This is a genomic window from Streptosporangium sp. NPDC004379, assembly GCF_042873875.1.
Classification (GTDB): Bacteria; Actinomycetota; Actinomycetes; order Streptosporangiales; family Streptosporangiaceae; genus Streptosporangium.
In genome coordinates this window covers 1-17,180 of record NZ_JBIAMC010000031.1, presented here as the reverse complement: position 1 = coordinate 17,180, position 17,180 = coordinate 1, and the positions used below count along the sequence as shown (strand labels likewise).

Below are 17,180 nucleotides of genomic sequence, written 5' to 3'. Positions count from 1 at the left end.
CTCCGCCCGGGACGGCGCCCGCGACGGTCAGGCCGCGCTGGTGCAGCGGATGCGGGCCAGCAGGACGGAGGCCTGCTCGGCGCTCAGCCTGGCCCGCGGATCCTTGCGCAGCAGCCCCCGCAGCACCGGCTCCAGGGGGCCGGCCCGCCGCGGCGCCCGCGCCGGCCCGCGCAGCGCCTCCGCCAGCGCGGCCATCGAGTTGACCGTGCGGAACGGCGTCTGCCCCTCCACCGCCATGTACAGCGTCGCCCCGAACGACCACATGTCCGCCTCACGGGTACCGCCCCGCCCGTGCAGGGCCTCCGGCGCCAGGAACGCCGGCGTGCCCCGCATCGAGCGGCTCGCCGCCCCCTCCGGCGCGGCGAACCCGAAGTCGGCCAGCACCACCCGGTCGCCCGTCAGCATGATGTTGGCGGGCTTGATGTCCCGGTGGATCACCCCGCCGTCGTGCGCGTGCCGCAGCGCGTCCAGCAGACGGCCCCCCATCGCCGCCACCAGGTCCGCCGGCAGCGGTCCGGCCTGCACCAGGGTGTCGTGCAGGGTCAGCGCCTCCAGGAACTCCATGACGATCCAGAGCCGCTCGGCCTCCTCGGCCAGGTTGTGCACCGTCACGATGCCCCGGTGGCTCAGCCGGGCCGCCATCCGCGCCTCGCGCACCACCCGGCGCCGCCGGTCGACCGCCTCCGGTCCCGGGGGCAGGGGGATCTCCTTGAGCGCCACCTCGCGGTCCAGAAGCATGTCATAGGCCCGCCAGACGACCCCTGTCGCTCCTCGGCCGACGGGTGAGACGAGTTCATACCGGTTGTCGACGATGGTGCTCACCGGTCAATGATCGCAGTCTTCTCTGTTAATGGCGACACTGTGCCGTACCTATGGCGACGCTGCGCGTCGCGGCTCGGGGGCTGGTGAGCCGGTGTCTTCCCTCGTCACTCCGCCGCTCCGCTGTGCTCATGGCGACGCTGCGCGTCGCGGCTCGGGGGCTGGTGAGCGGTGCCTTCCCTCGTCACTCCGCCGCTCCGCTGTGCTCATGGCGACGCTGCGCGTCGCGGCTCGGGGGCTGGTGACCGGTGCCTTCCCTCGTCACTCCGCCGCTCCGCGGCTGCGCTCCTCAGTCCAGACACCGGCGCCCCCTCGCGGCTGCGTTCCTCAGTCCAGACACCGGCGCCCCCTCGCGGTGTTTCCCATGGGCTGACTGGCAGGCCCGTGAGCTGTCAGGAGACTCGTCCAAGTCTTTAATCTACATTGTAAAGGGGTCCGGTCGAGAGAATGGAAATCTGGGCTTTCGAGTGGGGGCTGTGCGAGCGTAGTTTTCCCGGGACTGAGGGTCTCCGGTCCGGCTGGGTCCGTCCAGGGTCGATCGCTCCGAGCTCGGTCCGGTGTGGGGGAGGCGCGGGAACGTTCCTCGAACGGGGGGTGACACTCCCGTTCGGGCAGGGGTGGGATGGCTGGGGAAAGGGGATATTTGCTTTAAAGGGGACGAAAGGGGTTTTCTGGACGGACTACAACCCCTGGACGGCAGGCGTGGACCCCGGACAAAGATCGGGGGGCGATCCGCGCGCAATGTCAGTCGCTTCGGGGAAGATAGGAATCACAAGCGTCCCCCAGGCGGAGGTGCCACAGATGGCTAGCAAGGACACCGGCGGCCAGAAGCAGACCGGCCGGACCGAACGGGAAGCGGAGGAGACCACCTCGGTCGACACCTCCGACGTCCAGGAGCGCAACGAGAAGCTTTCGGACGACGTCGACGCGATCCTCGACGAGATCGACGAGGTCCTGGAGGAGAACGCCGAGGAGTTCGTCAGGTCGTACATCCAGAAGGGCGGGGAATAGCCGGGGTCACCCTCGTTCCCGGGGCCGGGACGGGAGCCCGTCCCGGCCGACTCCGGCGTACGGGCGGCCGGGACGAGCCCGTCCCGCCGCTCAGCGGGTGACGGGGCCGCCCCGCCGTTCATGGGATGAGGTGCACCGTCGCGATCTCGAAGGGGCGCAGCGGCAGCCGCACCTCCCCGCCCTCCGTCTCCAGTCGCTCACCCGGCACCCCGAGTAGGTCCGCGCGGCGGGCGGCGGTGAACGTGCCCCGGATGACGGCCTCGGTGCCGTGGGGATGCTCGGCGACGAGGCGGGCCTCCAGCGCGCCGTTCCGCTCGCGTAGAGCGGTGAGCACCACGCCGGCACCCTCGACCTCCAGTCGCGCGCCCGTTCCGTCCCGGGCCACCTCCGTCCGCGCGACCGGGCCGATGGACGGGCCGATGGACGGGCTGTCGCCGGGCACCGTCAGCAGATCGTGCCGATACTCCTCGGCCAGCCGCGGCAGGCCCGCCTCGTGCCAAGAGCCGGGACAGGGCAGTACGGCGAAGCGCATCGTGGCCGGCCCCGGGCACTGGGCGTCGGGGGTGGCGATCTGGGGGCCGGCGGGCTCGTCGCGGTAGGCGTTGCGGTTGCGCGACAGGAACCCCACCGATCGCAGCAGGGTGAGCGCCAGTTCCCCGCCGGTCAGCTCGTACTCGGTCACCTGGTCCAGCAGGACCGCCAGGCCGCCCGCGGCGACGAATCCCTCGGCGGGGAAGGTGGGCAGCGGCTCCTCGCCGCAGCCGCCCTCGGCGGTCGTCCCCCGGCGCGTCACCGACAGCTGTCCTTCGGCGGAGGACTCGCCGGTTCCGGGCCGCAGCGGCGCGTGCCAGCGGACCCGGTGGTCGCGGCTGCGGTTGTCGAAGGAGATCTCCAGCCGCAGGTACGGCTCGCCGGCCCGTAGTTCGGCCCTGGTGGTGACGGTGACGTTCTCGCGGGCGGCGGAGCGCCCGTCGCCCTCCTCGTGCGCGGGCCAGGCGTACTCGCGGCGGATCTCCAGCACCGACGTCAGCGGTCCGGTGTGGAGGGTCTCGACCTCCACGTGGAGCGGGGCGTCGACGAGGAGGTCGTGGCGGGGCGGGGCGTGGTTGTAGGTGTCTCCGGCGTCGCCGCCGTCCACGATGCGGCCCACCCCGTGTATCTCGGCGCCGGCGGATCGCAGTGACAGGGTGCCGTCTGGGGCGACGGCGACGCGCAGCAGGCCGTTGCCGAGGACGCCCTCGGCGGGGGGCGGCTCGCTTCCCCGAGGGGAGGCTCCCTCGGCTTTCTCGTCCGTGAGCCGGTCTTCGGCGGATCGCTCCTCCGCGGGCCCGGCTCCGGTGGGGACGATCCCGGACACCGGACCCTCCGTGGCCCCGGTTCCGGTGGGGGCGGCCTCGGCCACCGGATCCTCCACGGCCGGGTCCTCCATGCCGGGGATCCCGGCGGGGGTGAGCACCGTACGGCCGAACGCCTCGACGGTGACCAGCGCGGCGACGGTGACGACGGGTTCGGCGACGATGCGCACCCGCCACGGTCCCGGCCGCGCGGTGGCGGCGTCCAGGACCGCCGCGCGCAGGTCGGTGTATTCGTAGCCGGTGGCGGGGGCGCGGGCCACGACGACGGTGAAGATCCCCTCGGGGGTCTCTCCGTCCCTCTCCGGACACTCCGCGGACCACGAGACGATCAGCCGGCCGAACAGTTCCCGGTCGTGGACCCGGCCGAGAAGCAGTGTGAGGTCGTCCATGACGGTCTCGTCGAGGAGGGTCGGGGCCAGCTCCAGCCGCTGCGCCGGCACGCGGGCCCCGCCGGGGGCGGTCAGGACCGGGTGGGACTCGGGCACGTCGGCCAGGACGAGGCCGGTGCGCCGGAAGGGGGAGGGGTTGACGACCACGACGGCGTCGCGGGCCGCGCCGGCGGCGAGGGAGGAGGCGACCAGGTCGACGACGGCCTGGCCGATCTGCCCGGCCTCGGCGATGCGGGCGGCGACCTGCTGGGCCGTCTCGTCGGCGCCGCAGCCGGTGATGGAGTCGTGGCCGCTGCAGGCGATGAGGCGGCGCCAGGCCAGGTCGAGCAGCTTGGCGGCGGCGGTGCCGCCGGGCAGCCAGAGCGCGGCGAGCGGCTCGGCGTAGCGGGCGACGACGCGCTCGGCGCGGGCCATGAGTCTTTTCGCGGGCATCCGGGCGGAGACGACGCCCGGCAGGATGTTGGCGCGGGCGTGGGAGCGCAGCTCGCCGTGGACGACGGGCAGTCCGGCGGTGCCGGGGTCGTGGGCGGTGACGTACTCCTCCAGGGTGGCCAGGCGCAGCCCGGCGGCGGTGATGCCGGCGGCCGGCGCGCTGTGGTCGGCGCCGTACATGGCCAGCAGCGGGCCGTCGGGGTGCCAGGGCCGCATGGTCTCGGCGAAGGCGTCCAGCCGGCCGGTGAGGCCGTCGGCCGGGCCGGTGAACAGGGCGACGGCGTTGCCGTATCCGCCGGGGAGGTACTGGGTGCGGACGGCGGTGCCGTCGGCGCCGGTCCAGGCGAAGGCGTCGCGGCCGACGGAGGCGGGCACCCCGCGCCACAGGCAGGCGTGCTCGAGGCCGGCCTGGCGGAGGATCTGCGGCATCTGGGCGCAGTGGCCGAACTGGTCGGGGAGGTAGCCGACGCGCATGGCGCCGCCGAGTTCCCCGGCGCCGCGCATGCCGTACTCCAGGTTGCGGATGAGGGTCTCGCCGGAGCAGAGGAACTCGTCGGCGAGGATGAGCCAGGGGCCGGCGGCGAAGCGGCCCTCGGTGACCAGCCGCCGTATCTCGCCGAGCCGTTCGGGGCGGATCTCCAGGTAGTCCTCCAGGGCGGCGAGCTGGCCGTCCATGGTGAACCGGTAGGCGGGGTCGGCGGCCATGGTGTCGAGGACCTCGTCCAGCAGGCGGACCAGGCCGAGCCGGAAGCGCTGGAACGGGAGGTACCACTCGCGGTCCCAGTGGGTGTGCGGGACGACCACGATGCCGGGCGTGCCGGTGGTCTCAGGGGTCACGCCCCCCACCTCCCTGCGGCTTCCGGGTGGTCGTGGTTCCAGGTGTCGCGTGTCCTGCCCGCGGACGTCTCACGCGTGGTCGTGATGTCAGGCGTCATGTGCCTCACCTCCGATGGACGGCCCGGCGACCGCCCGGATGATCTGCTGGGCGGCGACGATGTCGGCGAGGGCGCCGTCGAGGCCGGTGAGCGGGGGCGTGCCCCGGGTGACGAAGGCGTGGAACGCCTCCAGCTGGAGTTCGAACGCCTCGGACACGTCGCGGTGGGCGGTCCTGATCTCGGTGGTCCCGTCCAGGGAGGAGGAGGTCAGGACCGTGGGGGCGTTCATCAGGTAGGGGGAGGGGAAGACCAGCTCCAGCGTGCCGTCCTCGTGGTGGACGCTGACGGTCTCCCGGTAGGCGGGGTGGCCGGGCAGGTAGTGCCAGCGCAGGCCGTAGCGGCCCCGGGGCAGGGCTCCGCCGGCCTCCAGGGAGGGGCCGTCCCAGGCGGCGGCGTGGTCGACGGTGGCGGGCGGGCCGCCGAACGTCCGCAGCAGCGCCAGGTCGTGGCAGAGGCTGCCGAGCACCACGCCGGCGTAGAGGGACCGGACCGCCTCCGGGGCGTCCGGGCCGAGCGCCGCGTCCAGGGCCGCGGAGTCGGCCCGCAGCCAGGGCGCGAGGGCCTCGGGGGCCGGGTGGGAGGGCCGCACGCGGGCGAAGGCGAGCTGGGCCTCGTCGGCGGGGTGCAGGACGGTGACGTCGAGGTGCCGTACGGCCCGGCCGGCCAGCAGGGCGGCGGCACGCCGTACGGCGGGGTCGTACTGTTTCATGTAGCCGACCATGAGCCGTTCGCCGGCGCGCAGCGGTCCGGCCCGCAGCGCCTCGGCTTCGGCGCGGCTGTAGGCGAGGGGTTTCTCGCACAGTACGGCGAAGCCGGCCTCCAGGGCGGCGGCGACGAGGGCGCCGTGGGAGCCTGCGGTGAGCACGACCAGCGCGTCGAAGCCGCCGCGGCCGAGCATCTCCAGGGGGTCGGTGTGCGGGCGGGCGCCGGTGAGACGGCCGGCGGCCTCGGCGCGGGCCGGGTCGAGGTCGCACACGTCGGTCACCTCGAACAGGTCCCGCCGCCTGGCCAGCAGCGGCAGGTAGATCACCTGGGCGGCGACGCCGAGCCCGGCGAGCGCGGCCCTCATCACGTGCACAGCGCCATCACCTCGTTGCGGTACGTCTCCAGGCGGTGCGGGCCGGGCCGGGCGGGCAGGACGACCCGGTCGCCGAGGACGACGCGCCGGGTGCCCGGTCCCCACAGGACGAGCCCGTCGCCGCCGACGATGAGGAAGTCGTCGCCGTGGCGCAGCAGCAGGGGGCCGTCGGGGGTGGCGGAGACGGCGGTGACGCCCTGGCGGAGTCCGTCCAGGGGGTCGCGGCCCAGCACCCAGGTGGTGGGGTCGCCGAGGGGGTGGCCCTCCTCGGGCCGGTGGTAGTCGCTGCCGCCGACCAGCACCGCGCCGGGCGACCACGCCTGCGTCCAGGCCAGCGGCGCTCCCCAGGTGCGGTCCCACCAGCTCCAGTGCCACACCTCCACGGCCGGGGGAGGGGTGCGCATGGGGTGGCGCCAGGCGCAGTCGACGGCCACGGGGTGGTTGACGGACATGATCCCGCCGCGTTCGCGGACCGTCTCGGCCCACCGGTCGGGGGGTTCGCGGAAGTCGATCCAGCCGACGTCGCCGAAGGCGTTGGCGTGGCCGAGGTCGGTGGTGACCTCCTGGCCGGGGATCAGGGTGATCGCGGCGTAGGTCGCGGCGGCGGGCAGTTCCGCGTGGTGGCTGACGGTGTTGTGGTCGGTGACGGCGAGGAAGTCCAGGCCGCGGTCGGCGGCCAGGCAGGCGAGCTCGGAGACGCCGAGTGAGCCGTCGGAGTGGACGGTGTGGGCGTGCAGGTCGCCGGCGAGCCAGCGCAGGTCCCCGAGGCCGGGCAGGTCGCGGCGGACGGCGGCGGGGGCGCGCGGTGGCGGCGGCGGGGGCCGCAGGCCGGTGCGGGCGGGCGGCGCTGCGGGCGGGGCGAGGTGCGGGATGACCGTGATCTCGTACGGCAGGCCGTCCGGCGGGACACGGTACAGGCCGAGCAGGACGTGCCAGCGGCCGGGTTCGGGTTCGCCGGGCAGGTAGCCCGGGGTGGCCCAGCCGGGGGCGACGGTGTACTCCGAGCGGGCGCCGCCGGACCAGCCGCGGAACCCGGCCGGGCCCTCGCAGCCGAGGTCCAGCACGCCGGCGGAGCGGTCGTAGGCCAGACGGACGGTGAAGGCGCGGGCGCCGGGGGGCAGTTCGAACGGCACGCCGCGGACCGGGCCGGTGACCCGGTCCGCAAGGCTCCAGCGGCCGGTCAGGCGCAGCGCCCTCATGCCCGGCCGACCAGGACGTCGTCGCGGTAGAGCAGGGCGCGGCCCGGCCGGGGGACCGCCCAGGCGGTCGTGCCGAGGGCGGGTTCGCGGCCCTCGGGGACGACGGCCTGGACGAGGTGGCCGGGGCTCTCAAGGGTGACGAGGGTGGCGGTGCCGAGGTTCTCCAGGACGGCGACCTCGCCGGCGAACCCGTCGTCGCGCCGCGTGGTGGACAGGTCGGTGTACTCCGGGCGCACGCCGTACACGATCTCCCCGGCGTCTCCGACGTTTTCACTGGGTTCGCCGCCGGGCGCGTCCTGGGGGGCCGGCAGTACGGCGCCCGCCACGTGCAGCGCGCCGCCGTCGCCGATCCGTCCGGGCAGCAGGTTCATCGGGGTGGAGCCGATGAAGGAGGCGACGAAGGTGGTGGCGGGACGGTGGAACACCTCGGCGGGGGTGCCGACCTGGGCGATCCGGCCCGCGTCCATGACCGCGATCCGGTGGGCCAGGGCGAGCGCCTCGCCCTGGTCGTGGGTGACGAAAACGGTGGTGACGCCGAGCTCGTCCTGCAGGCGCTTGAGGAAGGTGCGGGCCTCCAGGCGGAGCCGGGCGTCGAGGTTGGACAGCGGCTCGTCGAACAGGAACGCCCGCGGGCGGCAGGCGATGGCCCGGGCGAGCGCCACCCGCTGCTGCTGGCCGCCCGACAGCTGCCCGGGGCGCCTGCCCAGCAGCCCGGTGAGGCTCAGCCGGTCGGCGACCTCGGCGGCCCTGGCCCGGCGGCGGGCGCGGGGGACCTTTCTGATCCGCAGCGGGTAGGCGATGTTGTCGGTGACGTCCATGTGGGGGAACAGGGCGTAGTCCTGGAAGACCATGGCGACGTCGCGGCGGCCGGGCGGCAGCGCGGTCACGTCGGTCCCGCCGATGACGACGCTCCCGGAGGTGGGGGTCTCCAGGCCGGCGATGGTCCGCAGCAGCGTGGTCTTGCCGCAGCCGGACGGTCCCAGGAGCGCGAAGAACTCGCCCTCGGCGATCTCCAGGTCGAGGGAGTCGAGTGCCCGGACGCCGCCGGGGAACACCTTGGTCAGGCCGTGCACGGAGATCACTGCTTGATCCCTCCATGGAAGCGGAAGCCGTACCTGCTGCTCACGAACAGGTACATCAGTACCACCGGCAGTGAGTAGAGCAGGGAGAACGTCGAGATCAACGGCAGGTCGGGTTGCCCGCCCTCGGTGTAGAGGGTGAACAGCACGACCGCGCTGGGGGATTTACCCGGGTCGCGCAGCAGGATGTACTGCATCAGGAAGCCGCCCCACACGCTGGCCACCGCCCACACCGCCACCGTCGCCAGGCCGGGCCGGACGAGGGGGACCACGATGTGGCGCAGGATCTGCGCCGGCGAGGCGCCGAAGACCCGCGCCGACTCCTCGTAGGAGGTGGGGGTGGCGTCCATGAAGTCCTTGAGGATGAAGATCGCCGCGGGGAGCAGGCCGCCGGAGACGACGAGGATCACGCCCAGGTGGGTGTCGACCAGGCCGAGCCGGGTGGCCAGCTCGAAGATCGGCACCATCGCGGCGGTGCCGGTGACGACCGACGACAGGAGCAGCAGCACGTACAGCAGGACGTCGCGGCCGGGCACCCGGACCCGGGACAGGGCGTAGGCCGCCAGCGCGGCCAGGACGACCACCAGGACGGCCGCGCCGCCGGCCTGGATGACGGAGTTGACGATGGAGCCCGCCGCGTAGGGGTTGTCGAGGATGGCGCGGAAGTTGGCCAGCGTGAACTCCGGCACCGACACCGTGACGGAGGGGTGGGCGTCGAACGGCGCCGAGGCGAGCCAGAGCATCGGCAGCGCGAAGAAGGCGGCGGCGAGCGCGAGGAAGGCGGCGGAGGCGATCCGGCCGAGCGCGTGCCGTACGGGGGAGCGCCGGGCGGGTGCCTGACGTGCGGACATCTGCTGTGGGGGTGCCTGCCGTGCGGGCGCCTGCTGTGCGGATGCGGCGGGTTCGGGGCGGATCGCGGGGTCCGCGGCGGGGTCGGGGGTCATGCGGCCACCTCCCGGCGGTTGCGCAGCAGGCGCAGGTAGGCCAGGGCGAAGACGAGATTGATCAGCAGGATGAGGAAGGACACGGCGGCGCCGAAGCCGAGCTGCCCGCCGCGCAGCGCGGTGTTGTAGACGTAGAACGGCAGGATCTCCGACCGCCCCTCGGGGCCGCCCGCGGTGATCAGGAACGGTGTGAAGTCGTTGAACGTCCACAGGCTCGTCAGCAGCACGTTGGTCAGCACGTGTCCCCTGATCTGCGGCAGCACCACGTCGCGGAGCTGCTGGAGGGTGGAGGCGCCGGCCAGGCGGGCGGTCTCCAGGTGGGAGACGGGCACGTTCTCCAGCGCCGCCGAGTAGAGCATCATCGAGAACGCGGTGCCCCGCCAGGTGTTGAACACGATGATCGACAGCATGGGGTGGTCGAGCAGCCAGGCGGCGCCGGGGGTGCCCAGCAGGGCGTTGAGGGTCCCGCCGTCGCGGTCCAGCAGCGCGATCCACAGGAACGCCACCACCGAACCCGGCAGGATCCACGACAGCAGTACCAGCCCCTCGACGACCCGCCGTACGGCTCCGCGCCGGCCGCGCAGCGTCCACGCCAGGGTGAAGCCGAGCCCCGCCTGCCCGATGACCGCCGAGCCGAGGACGTACTGCGCCGTCAGCCAGAAGGAGTTGCGGAACCGCTCGTCGCCGAGCGCGGCGGTGTAGTTGCCGGTCCCCACCACCTGGGGGTCGGCCGCCGCCAGGCCGGTCAGCCGGTAGTCGGTGAGGCCCAGGTAGATGGTCCACAGGGCGGGGAAGACCAGGAAGACGCCGATGAGCACGAGAGCGGGCGACGCGAACGCCACCGCCCGTGTCCGCCCGAGGCCTGCCGCGTCTGTACTCATGGCGACGCTGGCGCGTCGCGGCTCGGGGGCTCTTGAGCCGGTGTCTTCCCTCGTCACTCCGTCGCTCCGCTCCCTGTTCATGGCGACGCTGCGCGTCGCGGCTCGGGGCTCTTGGTCCGGTGTCTTCCCTCGTCACTCCGCCGCTCCGCGGCTGCGTTCCTCAGTCCAGACACCGGCGCCCCTCGCGGCTCTCCTCAGTCCAGACACCGGCGCCCCCGAGCGGGTTCAGTCGGCGGCATCAGTTGGTGATGTTGGCGGGGTTGCCGGAGAGGCGTTCGAGTTTGGTGCGGTAGGCGGCGGCGGCCTCCTCGACGGACCTGCCGGAGACGACGTCGGCCGTGGCCTCCTGCAGGGCGGCCGACACCTGGGGGTAGAGGGCCAGTCCGGGGCGGTAGGCGGTGATCGGCAGGATCTCCCGGGAGATGAAGCTCAGCAGCGGGTCGCCGGCGAGGACCTCGTCGTTGACGTCGGAGCGGGAGGTGACGCGGACGGCCCCGGCCAGCTCGGCCTTGACCGCCTCGGCCGAGTGCAGGAACGCCAGCAGCTCCCACGCCTGCCGAGGATGCTTGGAGAAGGGGTTCAGCACCCGTACGGCGCCGCCGGACATGCTGACGAAGTCCTGGCCGCGGATCCCCGCGCCGGGCGTCCTCGCGGGGATCTTGGCGTATCCCACGACCTTGTCGCGGTCGGCCATCGGGGCGACCCCGGTCTTGGGCTCGATCACCGAGCGCCAGAAGTAGTCGCCCTCGGCGAGGATGCCGATCTTGCCGGCGGCGAACTCGGCGAAGGACTTGTCGCGGCCCTTGGCCTCCTGCTGCAGCTTGGGGTCGCCCAGGCCGCCCGCGTAGATCCGCCGGTAGAAGTCCAGCACGTCCTTGACGCCCTGGGAGGCCCCGGCCCACTTGCCGCCGGCGTAGATCTCGGTGCCCGTGCCGGCCAGCAGCGGCAGCGCGCCCTGCATCGAGGTGGCCTCGCCCATCGCGGTGCCGGCGTTGATCTGGATGGGCGTCACGCCGGGCAGCCGGCGCAGCGCCGTCCCGGCGTCGAGGATCTCCTGCCAGCTCCTGGGCTGCCACTTCTCCGGCAGGCCGGCCTTGGTGAACAGGCTCTTGTTGTAGTAGAGGATGCGGCCGTCGGTGCCCTGCGGCACGCCGTACCTCTTGCCCTCGAATACGCCCAGGCCCTGCACCGCTTCGGGGATCCGCCGCCAGCCGTCCCAGGAGTCCGCCGCGGCGCCGCCGACCTCGCCGAGGGGTCTGATGTACCCGGCCTGGGCGAACTCGCCGACCCAGATCCCGTCGAGGTCGATCACGTCGGCGCCGGTCTTCGACTTCAGGTCCAGCGCGACCTTCGTCTTGTACTGCTCGTCGTCGACGCCGTTCGGCTGGAACAGCACGTGCACGTCCCGTCCCGCCTGTTTCTGGGCGGCCTCGAACCTCGGGATCACCCAGTTCTTGATCCAGTCGGCGCTGACCGAGTTCTTGCCGCCGGAGATGGAGTTGGCCGTGATGGTCAGGGTGACGCCGCCGCCGTCGGCGGGGGATCCGGAGCCGCAGGAGCAGAGGGCGAGGGCGGCGGCTGCCAGGGCCGATATCAGGACAGGCCGGTGGAAGGGTCTCACGTGACCTCCAGGGGGAGGTGAGGCATGTCACGACAACTCGACAATTACACAGGCTTACACGGGCGTAAAGATTCAACGTAAGGGACGCAGGTGGTTCGCGCTGAGCTGATCGAGGGAAGTGCAGACAGCACGGCAACGTGAGTAAGGTCGGGCCTTAAGGGACCGCACCTTTGGAGGGAGTCGCGTGGGATCGCACAGGGACCTGCCCGCCGGCATGGTGAATCACATCTTTACCGACACCGGGAGTTCCTCTTTCTCGGAGTTCGTCAGGTCCCACGCGCCGGACTTGCTGCCGGGACGCAACGAGACGCTGGCGGCTCCGGTGGGTGACCAGATCCCCCATGCCACCACGATCGTCGCGGCGACCTGCGCCGGCGGCGTGGTGATCGCCGGGGACCGGCGGGCGACGTCGGGCAACATCATCTCCCAGCGTGACATGGAGAAGGTGTTCCGCCTGGACGACCATTCGGCCATGGGCATCGCCGGTGCGGCGAGCACCGGCATCGAGCTGGCGCGCCTCTACCGGGTCGAGCTGGAGCACTACGAGAAGCGTGAGGGCCGCTCGCTGTCGGTGGCGGGCAAGGCCAACCGGCTGGCCACGATGATCCGCGGCAACCTGCCGATGGCGATGCAGGGTCTGGTCGTGGTCCCGCTGTTCGTGGCCTACGACCCGGCCGGTGACAGCGGGCGGATCTTCAGCTACGACGTGGGCGGCGGGCCGTACGAGCAGCACCAGCACCACGCGATCGGCTCCGGCTCGATCTTCGCGCGGGGGGCGCTGAAGAAGCTGTACCGCGAGGGGGCCTCCCCGGAGGACACCGTGGCGGCGGTCCTGCAGGCCCTCTACGACGCGGCCGACGACGACTCGGCGACCGGCGGCCCGGACGTCATCCGCAGGATCTGGCCCGTCGTCGCGGTGCTCACCGCCGACGGCTACCGCCGCCTGGGCGACGACGAGATCGCCGAGTACGTCGAGGCGATGGTGGAGAGCCGGAAGACCTCCCCCGACGGCCCCACCGCTCCGCTGCGTTAACACGAGAGGATCACCGCAGGTGTCCATACCCTTTGGATATGTCTCGCCCGAGCAGCAGATGCGGGACAAGGCGGACTACGCGCGCAAGGGCATCGCGCGAGGCCGCAGCGTCGTCGTGCTGCAGTACGAGGACGGCATCCTGTTCGTCGCCCCCAACCCCTCCCGTGCCCTGCACAAGATCAGTGAGATCTACGACCGGATCGGCTTCGCCGCGGTCGGCCGGTACAACGAGTTCGAGGCGCTGCGTCTCGGCGGGATCCGCTACGCCGACATCAACGGCTACACCTACGACCGGGAGGACGTCACCGCCCGGGGTCTGGCCAACCTCTACGCGCAGAACCTCGGCCAGATCTTCACCGAGTCGCTGAAGCCGTTCGAGGTGGAGCTCGTGGTGGCGGAGGTCGGCGACACCGTCGATGAGGACCACATCTACCGTCTCACCTTCGACGGCTCGGTGTTCGACGAGTCCGGTCTGGTGGCGATGGGCGGTCAGGCCGAGGCGGTCGCGGGCCGGCTCAAGGAGCGCTACCGCGACGGCCTGTCCCTGGCCGACGCGTTGCAGGCGGCGCTGTTCGCGCTGACCGAGCCGGGTGGCGAGCGGCCCCCGGCCGGGCAGCTGGAGGTGGCGGTGCTCGACCGCAACCGGCCGCACCGCAAGTTCCAGCGCCTGGCCGGTCCGAGGCTGGAGGCACTGCTGGCCGGGCCGTCCGCCCCGGAGGGCGCGGGGGACGGCGGGAGCGCCGTGTCCCCGGCGTCTCCGGCGTCCTCGGCGCTCGCCGCGCCGCAGGACGACGGCTCTCAGACCCCGCCCACGGCTCCCGAGGGGGAGATCGACACCGGTTCCGGCGGCTGATCGCGTGTTCCGCGGGCGCCGCGTCCCTTCGAGGGGGGCGCGGCGCCCGCGCGTTGTGACATGGATCACACCCCGGTTCGGTGAACCCGGGGCGCGGGGGCGTGGTCGAAGCAGTCATGAGACGATCCGTTCTGACCGCCGCCGCCCTGTGCGCGGCCCTTGCCGCCGGTACGGCCCCCGCCCAGGCGGCCGTGGTTCCCGTCCAGGCCGCCGCGGCCCCCGCCCAGGCGAGCGCGATCCCACACTTCCCCACGCCGAAGATCTTCGGCACGAAGTTCCAGTCCGACCCCGGCCATGACTTCACCAAGAGCCTCAGCCCCCGCAGGGACGGCATCCTGCGCGGCTGGATCACCCACGTGTCCGGCGGGCAGGCCGAGTACGAGCCGATCAGGTGGGTGCGGGACAAGTACACCGAGGGCCACTTCACGGGCCCGCGGGAGGGCGACGTCAACGCCTACAGCTCACCCGTCGCCGGGAACGTGGTCTATCTGAGCGCGTTCGGCTGCTCGTCGCGGATGGCGGACCTGACCGTCGACAGGCGCGGCCTGGGCGCGAAGCGCTGCTCCCGCACGACGCTGCTGAAGCGGGCCGCGAAGATGCAGCGTCCGTCGCTGATCACCGTCTATCGCGGGCGGATCGTCAAGGTGCAGGAGATCTACACCCCCTGACCTCCTCGCCCCTCTCCGCCGGCCCTGTGCGCCGCCGGGAGGAGGACCCACGCCGCGGCCCGCGCCCGGGGACGAACCCGGGCGCGGGCCGCGGCGTGCCGGGGCCGGGACTGGGGCTGGGTCCGGGTGCGGCTGTGGCGTGCCGGGGGCCGGGGCCGGGTGTGCGGTCGTGGCGGGCCCGGCCGGGGCCCGCGCGTGCTTAGCCGAGCACCGCGCAGGGCATAAGCCGTAGGACCGAAAACCCCCCAACTGATCCCTCCCGCGGGAGGGGTTCGGCGAATAGTGTGAGGCAATGGACCGTCGCATCTTCGGACTTGAGAACGAATACGGGGTCACCTGCACGTTCAGGGGACAGCGGCGGCTGTCGCCCGACGAGGTCGCGCGCTATCTCTTCCGCCGTGTCGTGTCCTGGGGCCGATCGAGCAACGTCTTCCTGCGCAACGGCGCCCGCCTCTACCTTGACGTCGGCAGTCACCCCGAATACGCCACCCCCGAGTGCGACAACGTCGTGGAGCTCGTCACCCACGACAAGGCGGGGGAGCGCATCCTGGAGGGCCTGCTGGTCGACGCCGAGAAGAGGCTCCGCGAGGAGGGCATCGCCGGCGACATCTACCTCTTCAAGAACAACACCGACTCGGCGGGCAACTCCTACGGCTGCCACGAGAACTACCTGGTGGGACGGCACGGCGAGTTCGGCCGCCTGGCCGACGTGCTCATCCCCTTCCTGGTCACCCGGCAGATCATCTGCGGCGCGGGGAAGGTGCTGCAGACCCCCCGGGGCGCGGTCTACTGCGTCTCCCAGCGGGCCGAGCACATCTGGGAGGGCGTCTCCAGTGCGACCACCCGTTCGCGGCCCATCATCAACACCCGCGACGAGCCGCACGCCGACGCCGAGCGGTTCCGCCGGCTGCACGTCATCGTCGGCGACTCCAACATGAGCGAGACGACCATGCTGCTCAAGGTCGGCGCGACCGACCTGGTGCTGCGCATGATCGAGGCCGGCACGGTGATGCGCGACCTGTCGCTGGAGAACCCCATCCGGGCCATCCGGGAGGTCTCCCACGACATGACCGGGCGGCGGCGGGTCCGGCTGGCCAACGGCAGGGAGGCGTCCTCGCTGGAGATCCAGCAGGAGTACCTCGCGAAGGCCCGCGACTTCGTCGACCGCCGCGGCGGCGACGAGACCAGCGAGCGGGTGCTGGAGCTGTGGGAGCGCACCCTCAACGCCGTCGACACCGGCAACCTCGACCTGGTCGCCCGTGAGATCGACTGGGTGACGAAGTACCAGCTCATCGAGCGGTACCGCGACAAGTACGACCTGCCGCTGTCGAGCCCCCGGGTCGCCCAGCTGGATCTGGCGTACCACGACGTGCACCGCCGCCGCGGCCTGTACTACCTGCTGCAGCGGCGCGGCTCGGTGGAGCGGGTGAGCACGGACCTGAAGATCTTCGAAGCCAAGTCGGTGCCGCCGCAGACCACCCGGGCGCGGCTGCGCGGGGAGTTCATCCGCCGGGCGCAGGAGAAGCGGCGCGACTTCACCGTCGACTGGGTGCACCTGAAGCTCAACGACCAGGCGCAGCGCACCGTGCTGTGCAAGGATCCCTTCCGCAGCGTGGACGAGAGGGTGGAGAAGCTGATCGCCGGAATGTGATGGTCATGCTTTCGGCAAGGCGGTCGATGATTTATCGCGGCCCTATGGCGGGACGGGTAATGTTGCGCGAACCTGACGTCTGCCTGAGGAATGTCTATGCGTCGCCGCAGCCTGGCCGTACTGGCCGCCTTGCCCCTGATGTTCGCCGCGGCCTGCGGGTCCGGTGACGGCACCGCCACCGCGAACTCCGCCAACCCGAGCGGCGAGGGGGTCTCGGCCCTGAAGGTCACCGGCGCGCCCAACGCCAAGCCGGCGGTGGCCTTCCCCGCGAAGGTCGCCGAAACCTCCTCCTACCAGGTGATCACCCCCGGTACGGCCGGCGCCCCGGCCCAGAAGGGGTCCAACGTGGTCGCCAACTTCACCGTCTACACCTGGGACGGCAAGGCCAACAAGATGGTCGGCTCGACCTACGACGAGGGCGGCCCGCAGCTGATCACGCTGAACGACCAGGTCCCGGAGATCCTGCGCAAGGGCTTCGCCGAGACCAAGGACGGCGGCCGCTTCCTGTCCGTCGTCGCCAAGGACTCGCTGCCCGCCGAGCAGCAGAAGCAGGCCCCCGCCGGCCAGTCGCAGGTCTTCGTGGTCGACGTGGTGGGCGTGCCCAAGGACAAGGCGGTCCAGGGCAAGGCCACCGACGCCGGGATCAAGGGCATCAAGCTGGAGAACCCCGGCGGCGACGCCGCGCCGAAGCTGGACACCAAGACCAAGGACAAGGCGCCCAAGGACCTCGTCGCCAAGACGGTGATCAAGGGATCGGGCCCGGAGGTCAAGGCGGGGCAGTCGATCCTGGTCCAGTACGTCGGCAAGATCTGGGGCTCGGGCGTCGAGTTCGACAGCAGCTGGGCGCGCGGTGGCCAGCCGATCATGTTCCAGATCGGCACCGGCAAGGTCATCAAGGGCTGGGACCAGGGCCTGGTGGGCGTCCCGGTCGGCAGCCGGGTGCTGCTGAGCATCCCGCCGAGCCTCGGCTACGGCGAGCAGGGCTCCGGTGACAAGATCAAGGGCACTGACACCCTGGTCTTCGCCGTGGACGTCCTCGGCGCCTACTGAGGCGTCCTCCCGTCCCCTTCCCGATCCGTTCCTCCTCCGTTTCCCGTGCCGGGGGCGCCGTTGGGGGCCCCCGCCGGGGTTTGGGGGGCAGAGCCGAAAATTACCCGGTGGGCCCCGAAGGTAGCGGGGGGGGGGGGGTCCGGCCGCGTACGGGTCGGCGGGCCCGCGACGCGTACCGTGCC

The 17,180-nt window shown here is 72.3% G+C and carries 14 protein-coding genes; 6 read left to right on the top strand and 8 right to left on the bottom strand.

What is annotated here, in order from left to right; all coding sequences use genetic code 11:
* Positions 1–27: 27 nt before the first annotated feature.
* Positions 28–822, bottom strand: coding sequence for a serine/threonine-protein kinase (locus ACFYSC_RS36430; protein ID WP_389970808.1), 795 nt, complete (start codon positions 820–822; stop codon positions 28–30).
* Between the two features lie 798 nt (positions 823–1,620).
* On the opposite strand from ACFYSC_RS36430, the gene ACFYSC_RS36425 reads away from it, so the two are divergent.
* The gene (locus ACFYSC_RS36425; RefSeq protein WP_179828145.1) at positions 1,621–1,830 is read left to right on the top strand and encodes a ubiquitin-like protein Pup; all 210 of its coding nucleotides are present in this window, start codon (positions 1,621–1,623) and stop codon (positions 1,828–1,830) included.
* Positions 1,831–1,948: 118 nt separating this feature from the next.
* On the opposite strand, the gene ACFYSC_RS36420 is transcribed toward ACFYSC_RS36425, so the two are convergent.
* The 7 genes from ACFYSC_RS36420 to ACFYSC_RS36390 all read right to left on the bottom strand — a co-directional run bounded on the left by ACFYSC_RS36420 (position 1,949) and on the right by ACFYSC_RS36390 (position 11,743).
* Positions 1,949–4,843: a glycoside hydrolase family 38 C-terminal domain-containing protein gene (locus tag ACFYSC_RS36420; RefSeq protein WP_389970805.1), complete on the bottom strand. Its 2,895-nt coding sequence runs from the start codon at positions 4,841–4,843 to the stop codon at positions 1,949–1,951.
* Positions 4,844–4,930: 87 nt separating this feature from the next.
* Entirely contained in the window at positions 4,931–6,010 is a 1,080-nt protein-coding gene (locus tag ACFYSC_RS36415) for a Gfo/Idh/MocA family protein (protein WP_389970872.1), read from the bottom strand.
* Positions 6,010–7,218 (bottom strand): CehA/McbA family metallohydrolase, encoded by a 1,209-nt coding sequence (locus ACFYSC_RS36410; protein ID WP_389970802.1) that lies wholly within the window; start codon positions 7,216–7,218, stop codon positions 6,010–6,012. The genes ACFYSC_RS36415 and ACFYSC_RS36410 overlap by 1 nt, the downstream gene beginning before the upstream one ends.
* Positions 7,215–8,300, bottom strand: coding sequence for an ABC transporter ATP-binding protein (locus ACFYSC_RS36405; protein ID WP_389970799.1), 1,086 nt, complete (start codon positions 8,298–8,300; stop codon positions 7,215–7,217). Before ACFYSC_RS36405 ends, ACFYSC_RS36410 begins: the two co-directional genes overlap by 4 nt.
* The gene (locus tag ACFYSC_RS36400) at positions 8,297–9,241 is read right to left on the bottom strand and encodes a carbohydrate ABC transporter permease (RefSeq protein WP_389970796.1); all 945 of its coding nucleotides are present in this window, start codon (positions 9,239–9,241) and stop codon (positions 8,297–8,299) included. Before ACFYSC_RS36400 ends, ACFYSC_RS36405 begins: the two co-directional genes overlap by 4 nt.
* Positions 9,238–10,083 carry a carbohydrate ABC transporter permease gene (locus ACFYSC_RS36395; protein ID WP_389970793.1) on the bottom strand — a complete coding sequence of 282 codons (846 nt, stop codon included), beginning with the start codon at positions 10,081–10,083 and terminating at the stop codon, positions 9,238–9,240. Before ACFYSC_RS36395 ends, ACFYSC_RS36400 begins: the two co-directional genes overlap by 4 nt.
* Before the next feature lie 277 nt (positions 10,084–10,360).
* Positions 10,361–11,743 (bottom strand): extracellular solute-binding protein, encoded by a 1,383-nt coding sequence (locus tag ACFYSC_RS36390; protein WP_389970789.1) that lies wholly within the window; start codon positions 11,741–11,743, stop codon positions 10,361–10,363.
* A gap of 214 nt (positions 11,744–11,957) precedes the next feature.
* Here ACFYSC_RS36390 and prcB point away from each other — a divergent pair, with 214 nt between their 5' ends.
* The 5 genes from prcB to ACFYSC_RS36365 all read left to right on the top strand — a co-directional run bounded on the left by prcB (position 11,958) and on the right by ACFYSC_RS36365 (position 16,998).
* The gene (gene prcB, locus ACFYSC_RS36385; RefSeq protein WP_389970870.1) at positions 11,958–12,776 is read left to right on the top strand and encodes a proteasome subunit beta; all 819 of its coding nucleotides are present in this window, start codon (positions 11,958–11,960) and stop codon (positions 12,774–12,776) included.
* Positions 12,777–12,795: 19 nt separating this feature from the next.
* Positions 12,796–13,629 (top strand): proteasome subunit alpha, encoded by an 834-nt coding sequence (gene prcA, locus ACFYSC_RS36380; RefSeq protein WP_389970786.1) that lies wholly within the window; start codon positions 12,796–12,798, stop codon positions 13,627–13,629.
* A gap of 116 nt (positions 13,630–13,745) precedes the next feature.
* Positions 13,746–14,297 carry a hypothetical protein gene (locus tag ACFYSC_RS36375; RefSeq protein ID WP_389970783.1) on the top strand — a complete coding sequence of 184 codons (552 nt, stop codon included), beginning with the start codon at positions 13,746–13,748 and terminating at the stop codon, positions 14,295–14,297.
* Between the two features lie 292 nt (positions 14,298–14,589).
* On the top strand, positions 14,590–15,948 hold the full coding sequence (gene pafA, locus ACFYSC_RS36370) for a Pup--protein ligase (protein WP_362937313.1): 1,359 nt from the start codon (positions 14,590–14,592) through the stop codon (positions 15,946–15,948).
* Between the two features lie 96 nt (positions 15,949–16,044).
* Positions 16,045–16,998 carry an FKBP-type peptidyl-prolyl cis-trans isomerase gene (locus ACFYSC_RS36365; RefSeq protein ID WP_389970779.1) on the top strand — a complete coding sequence of 318 codons (954 nt, stop codon included), beginning with the start codon at positions 16,045–16,047 and terminating at the stop codon, positions 16,996–16,998.
* Positions 16,999–17,180 lie beyond the last annotated feature (182 nt).

Bases quoted from the DNA above. Each gene is read 5' to 3' on its own strand.
- ACFYSC_RS36425 (WP_179828145.1), top strand. From the start codon at position 1,621: ATGGCTAGCAAGGACACCGGCGGCCAGAAGCAGACCGGCCGGACCGAA.
- ACFYSC_RS36415 (WP_389970872.1), bottom strand. From the start codon at position 6,010: ATGAGGGCCGCGCTCGCCGGGCTCGGCGTCGCCGCCCAGGTGATCTAC.
- ACFYSC_RS36410 (WP_389970802.1), bottom strand. From the start codon at position 7,218: ATGAGGGCGCTGCGCCTGACCGGCCGCTGGAGCCTTGCGGACCGGGTC.
- ACFYSC_RS36400 (WP_389970796.1), bottom strand. From the start codon at position 9,241: ATGACCCCCGACCCCGCCGCGGACCCCGCGATCCGCCCCGAACCCGCC.
- prcB (WP_389970870.1), top strand. From the start codon at position 11,958: ATGGTGAATCACATCTTTACCGACACCGGGAGTTCCTCTTTCTCGGAG.
- ACFYSC_RS36375 (WP_389970783.1), top strand. From the start codon at position 13,746: ATGAGACGATCCGTTCTGACCGCCGCCGCCCTGTGCGCGGCCCTTGCC.
- pafA (WP_362937313.1), top strand. From the start codon at position 14,590: ATGGACCGTCGCATCTTCGGACTTGAGAACGAATACGGGGTCACCTGC.
- ACFYSC_RS36365 (WP_389970779.1), top strand. From the start codon at position 16,045: ATGCGTCGCCGCAGCCTGGCCGTACTGGCCGCCTTGCCCCTGATGTTC.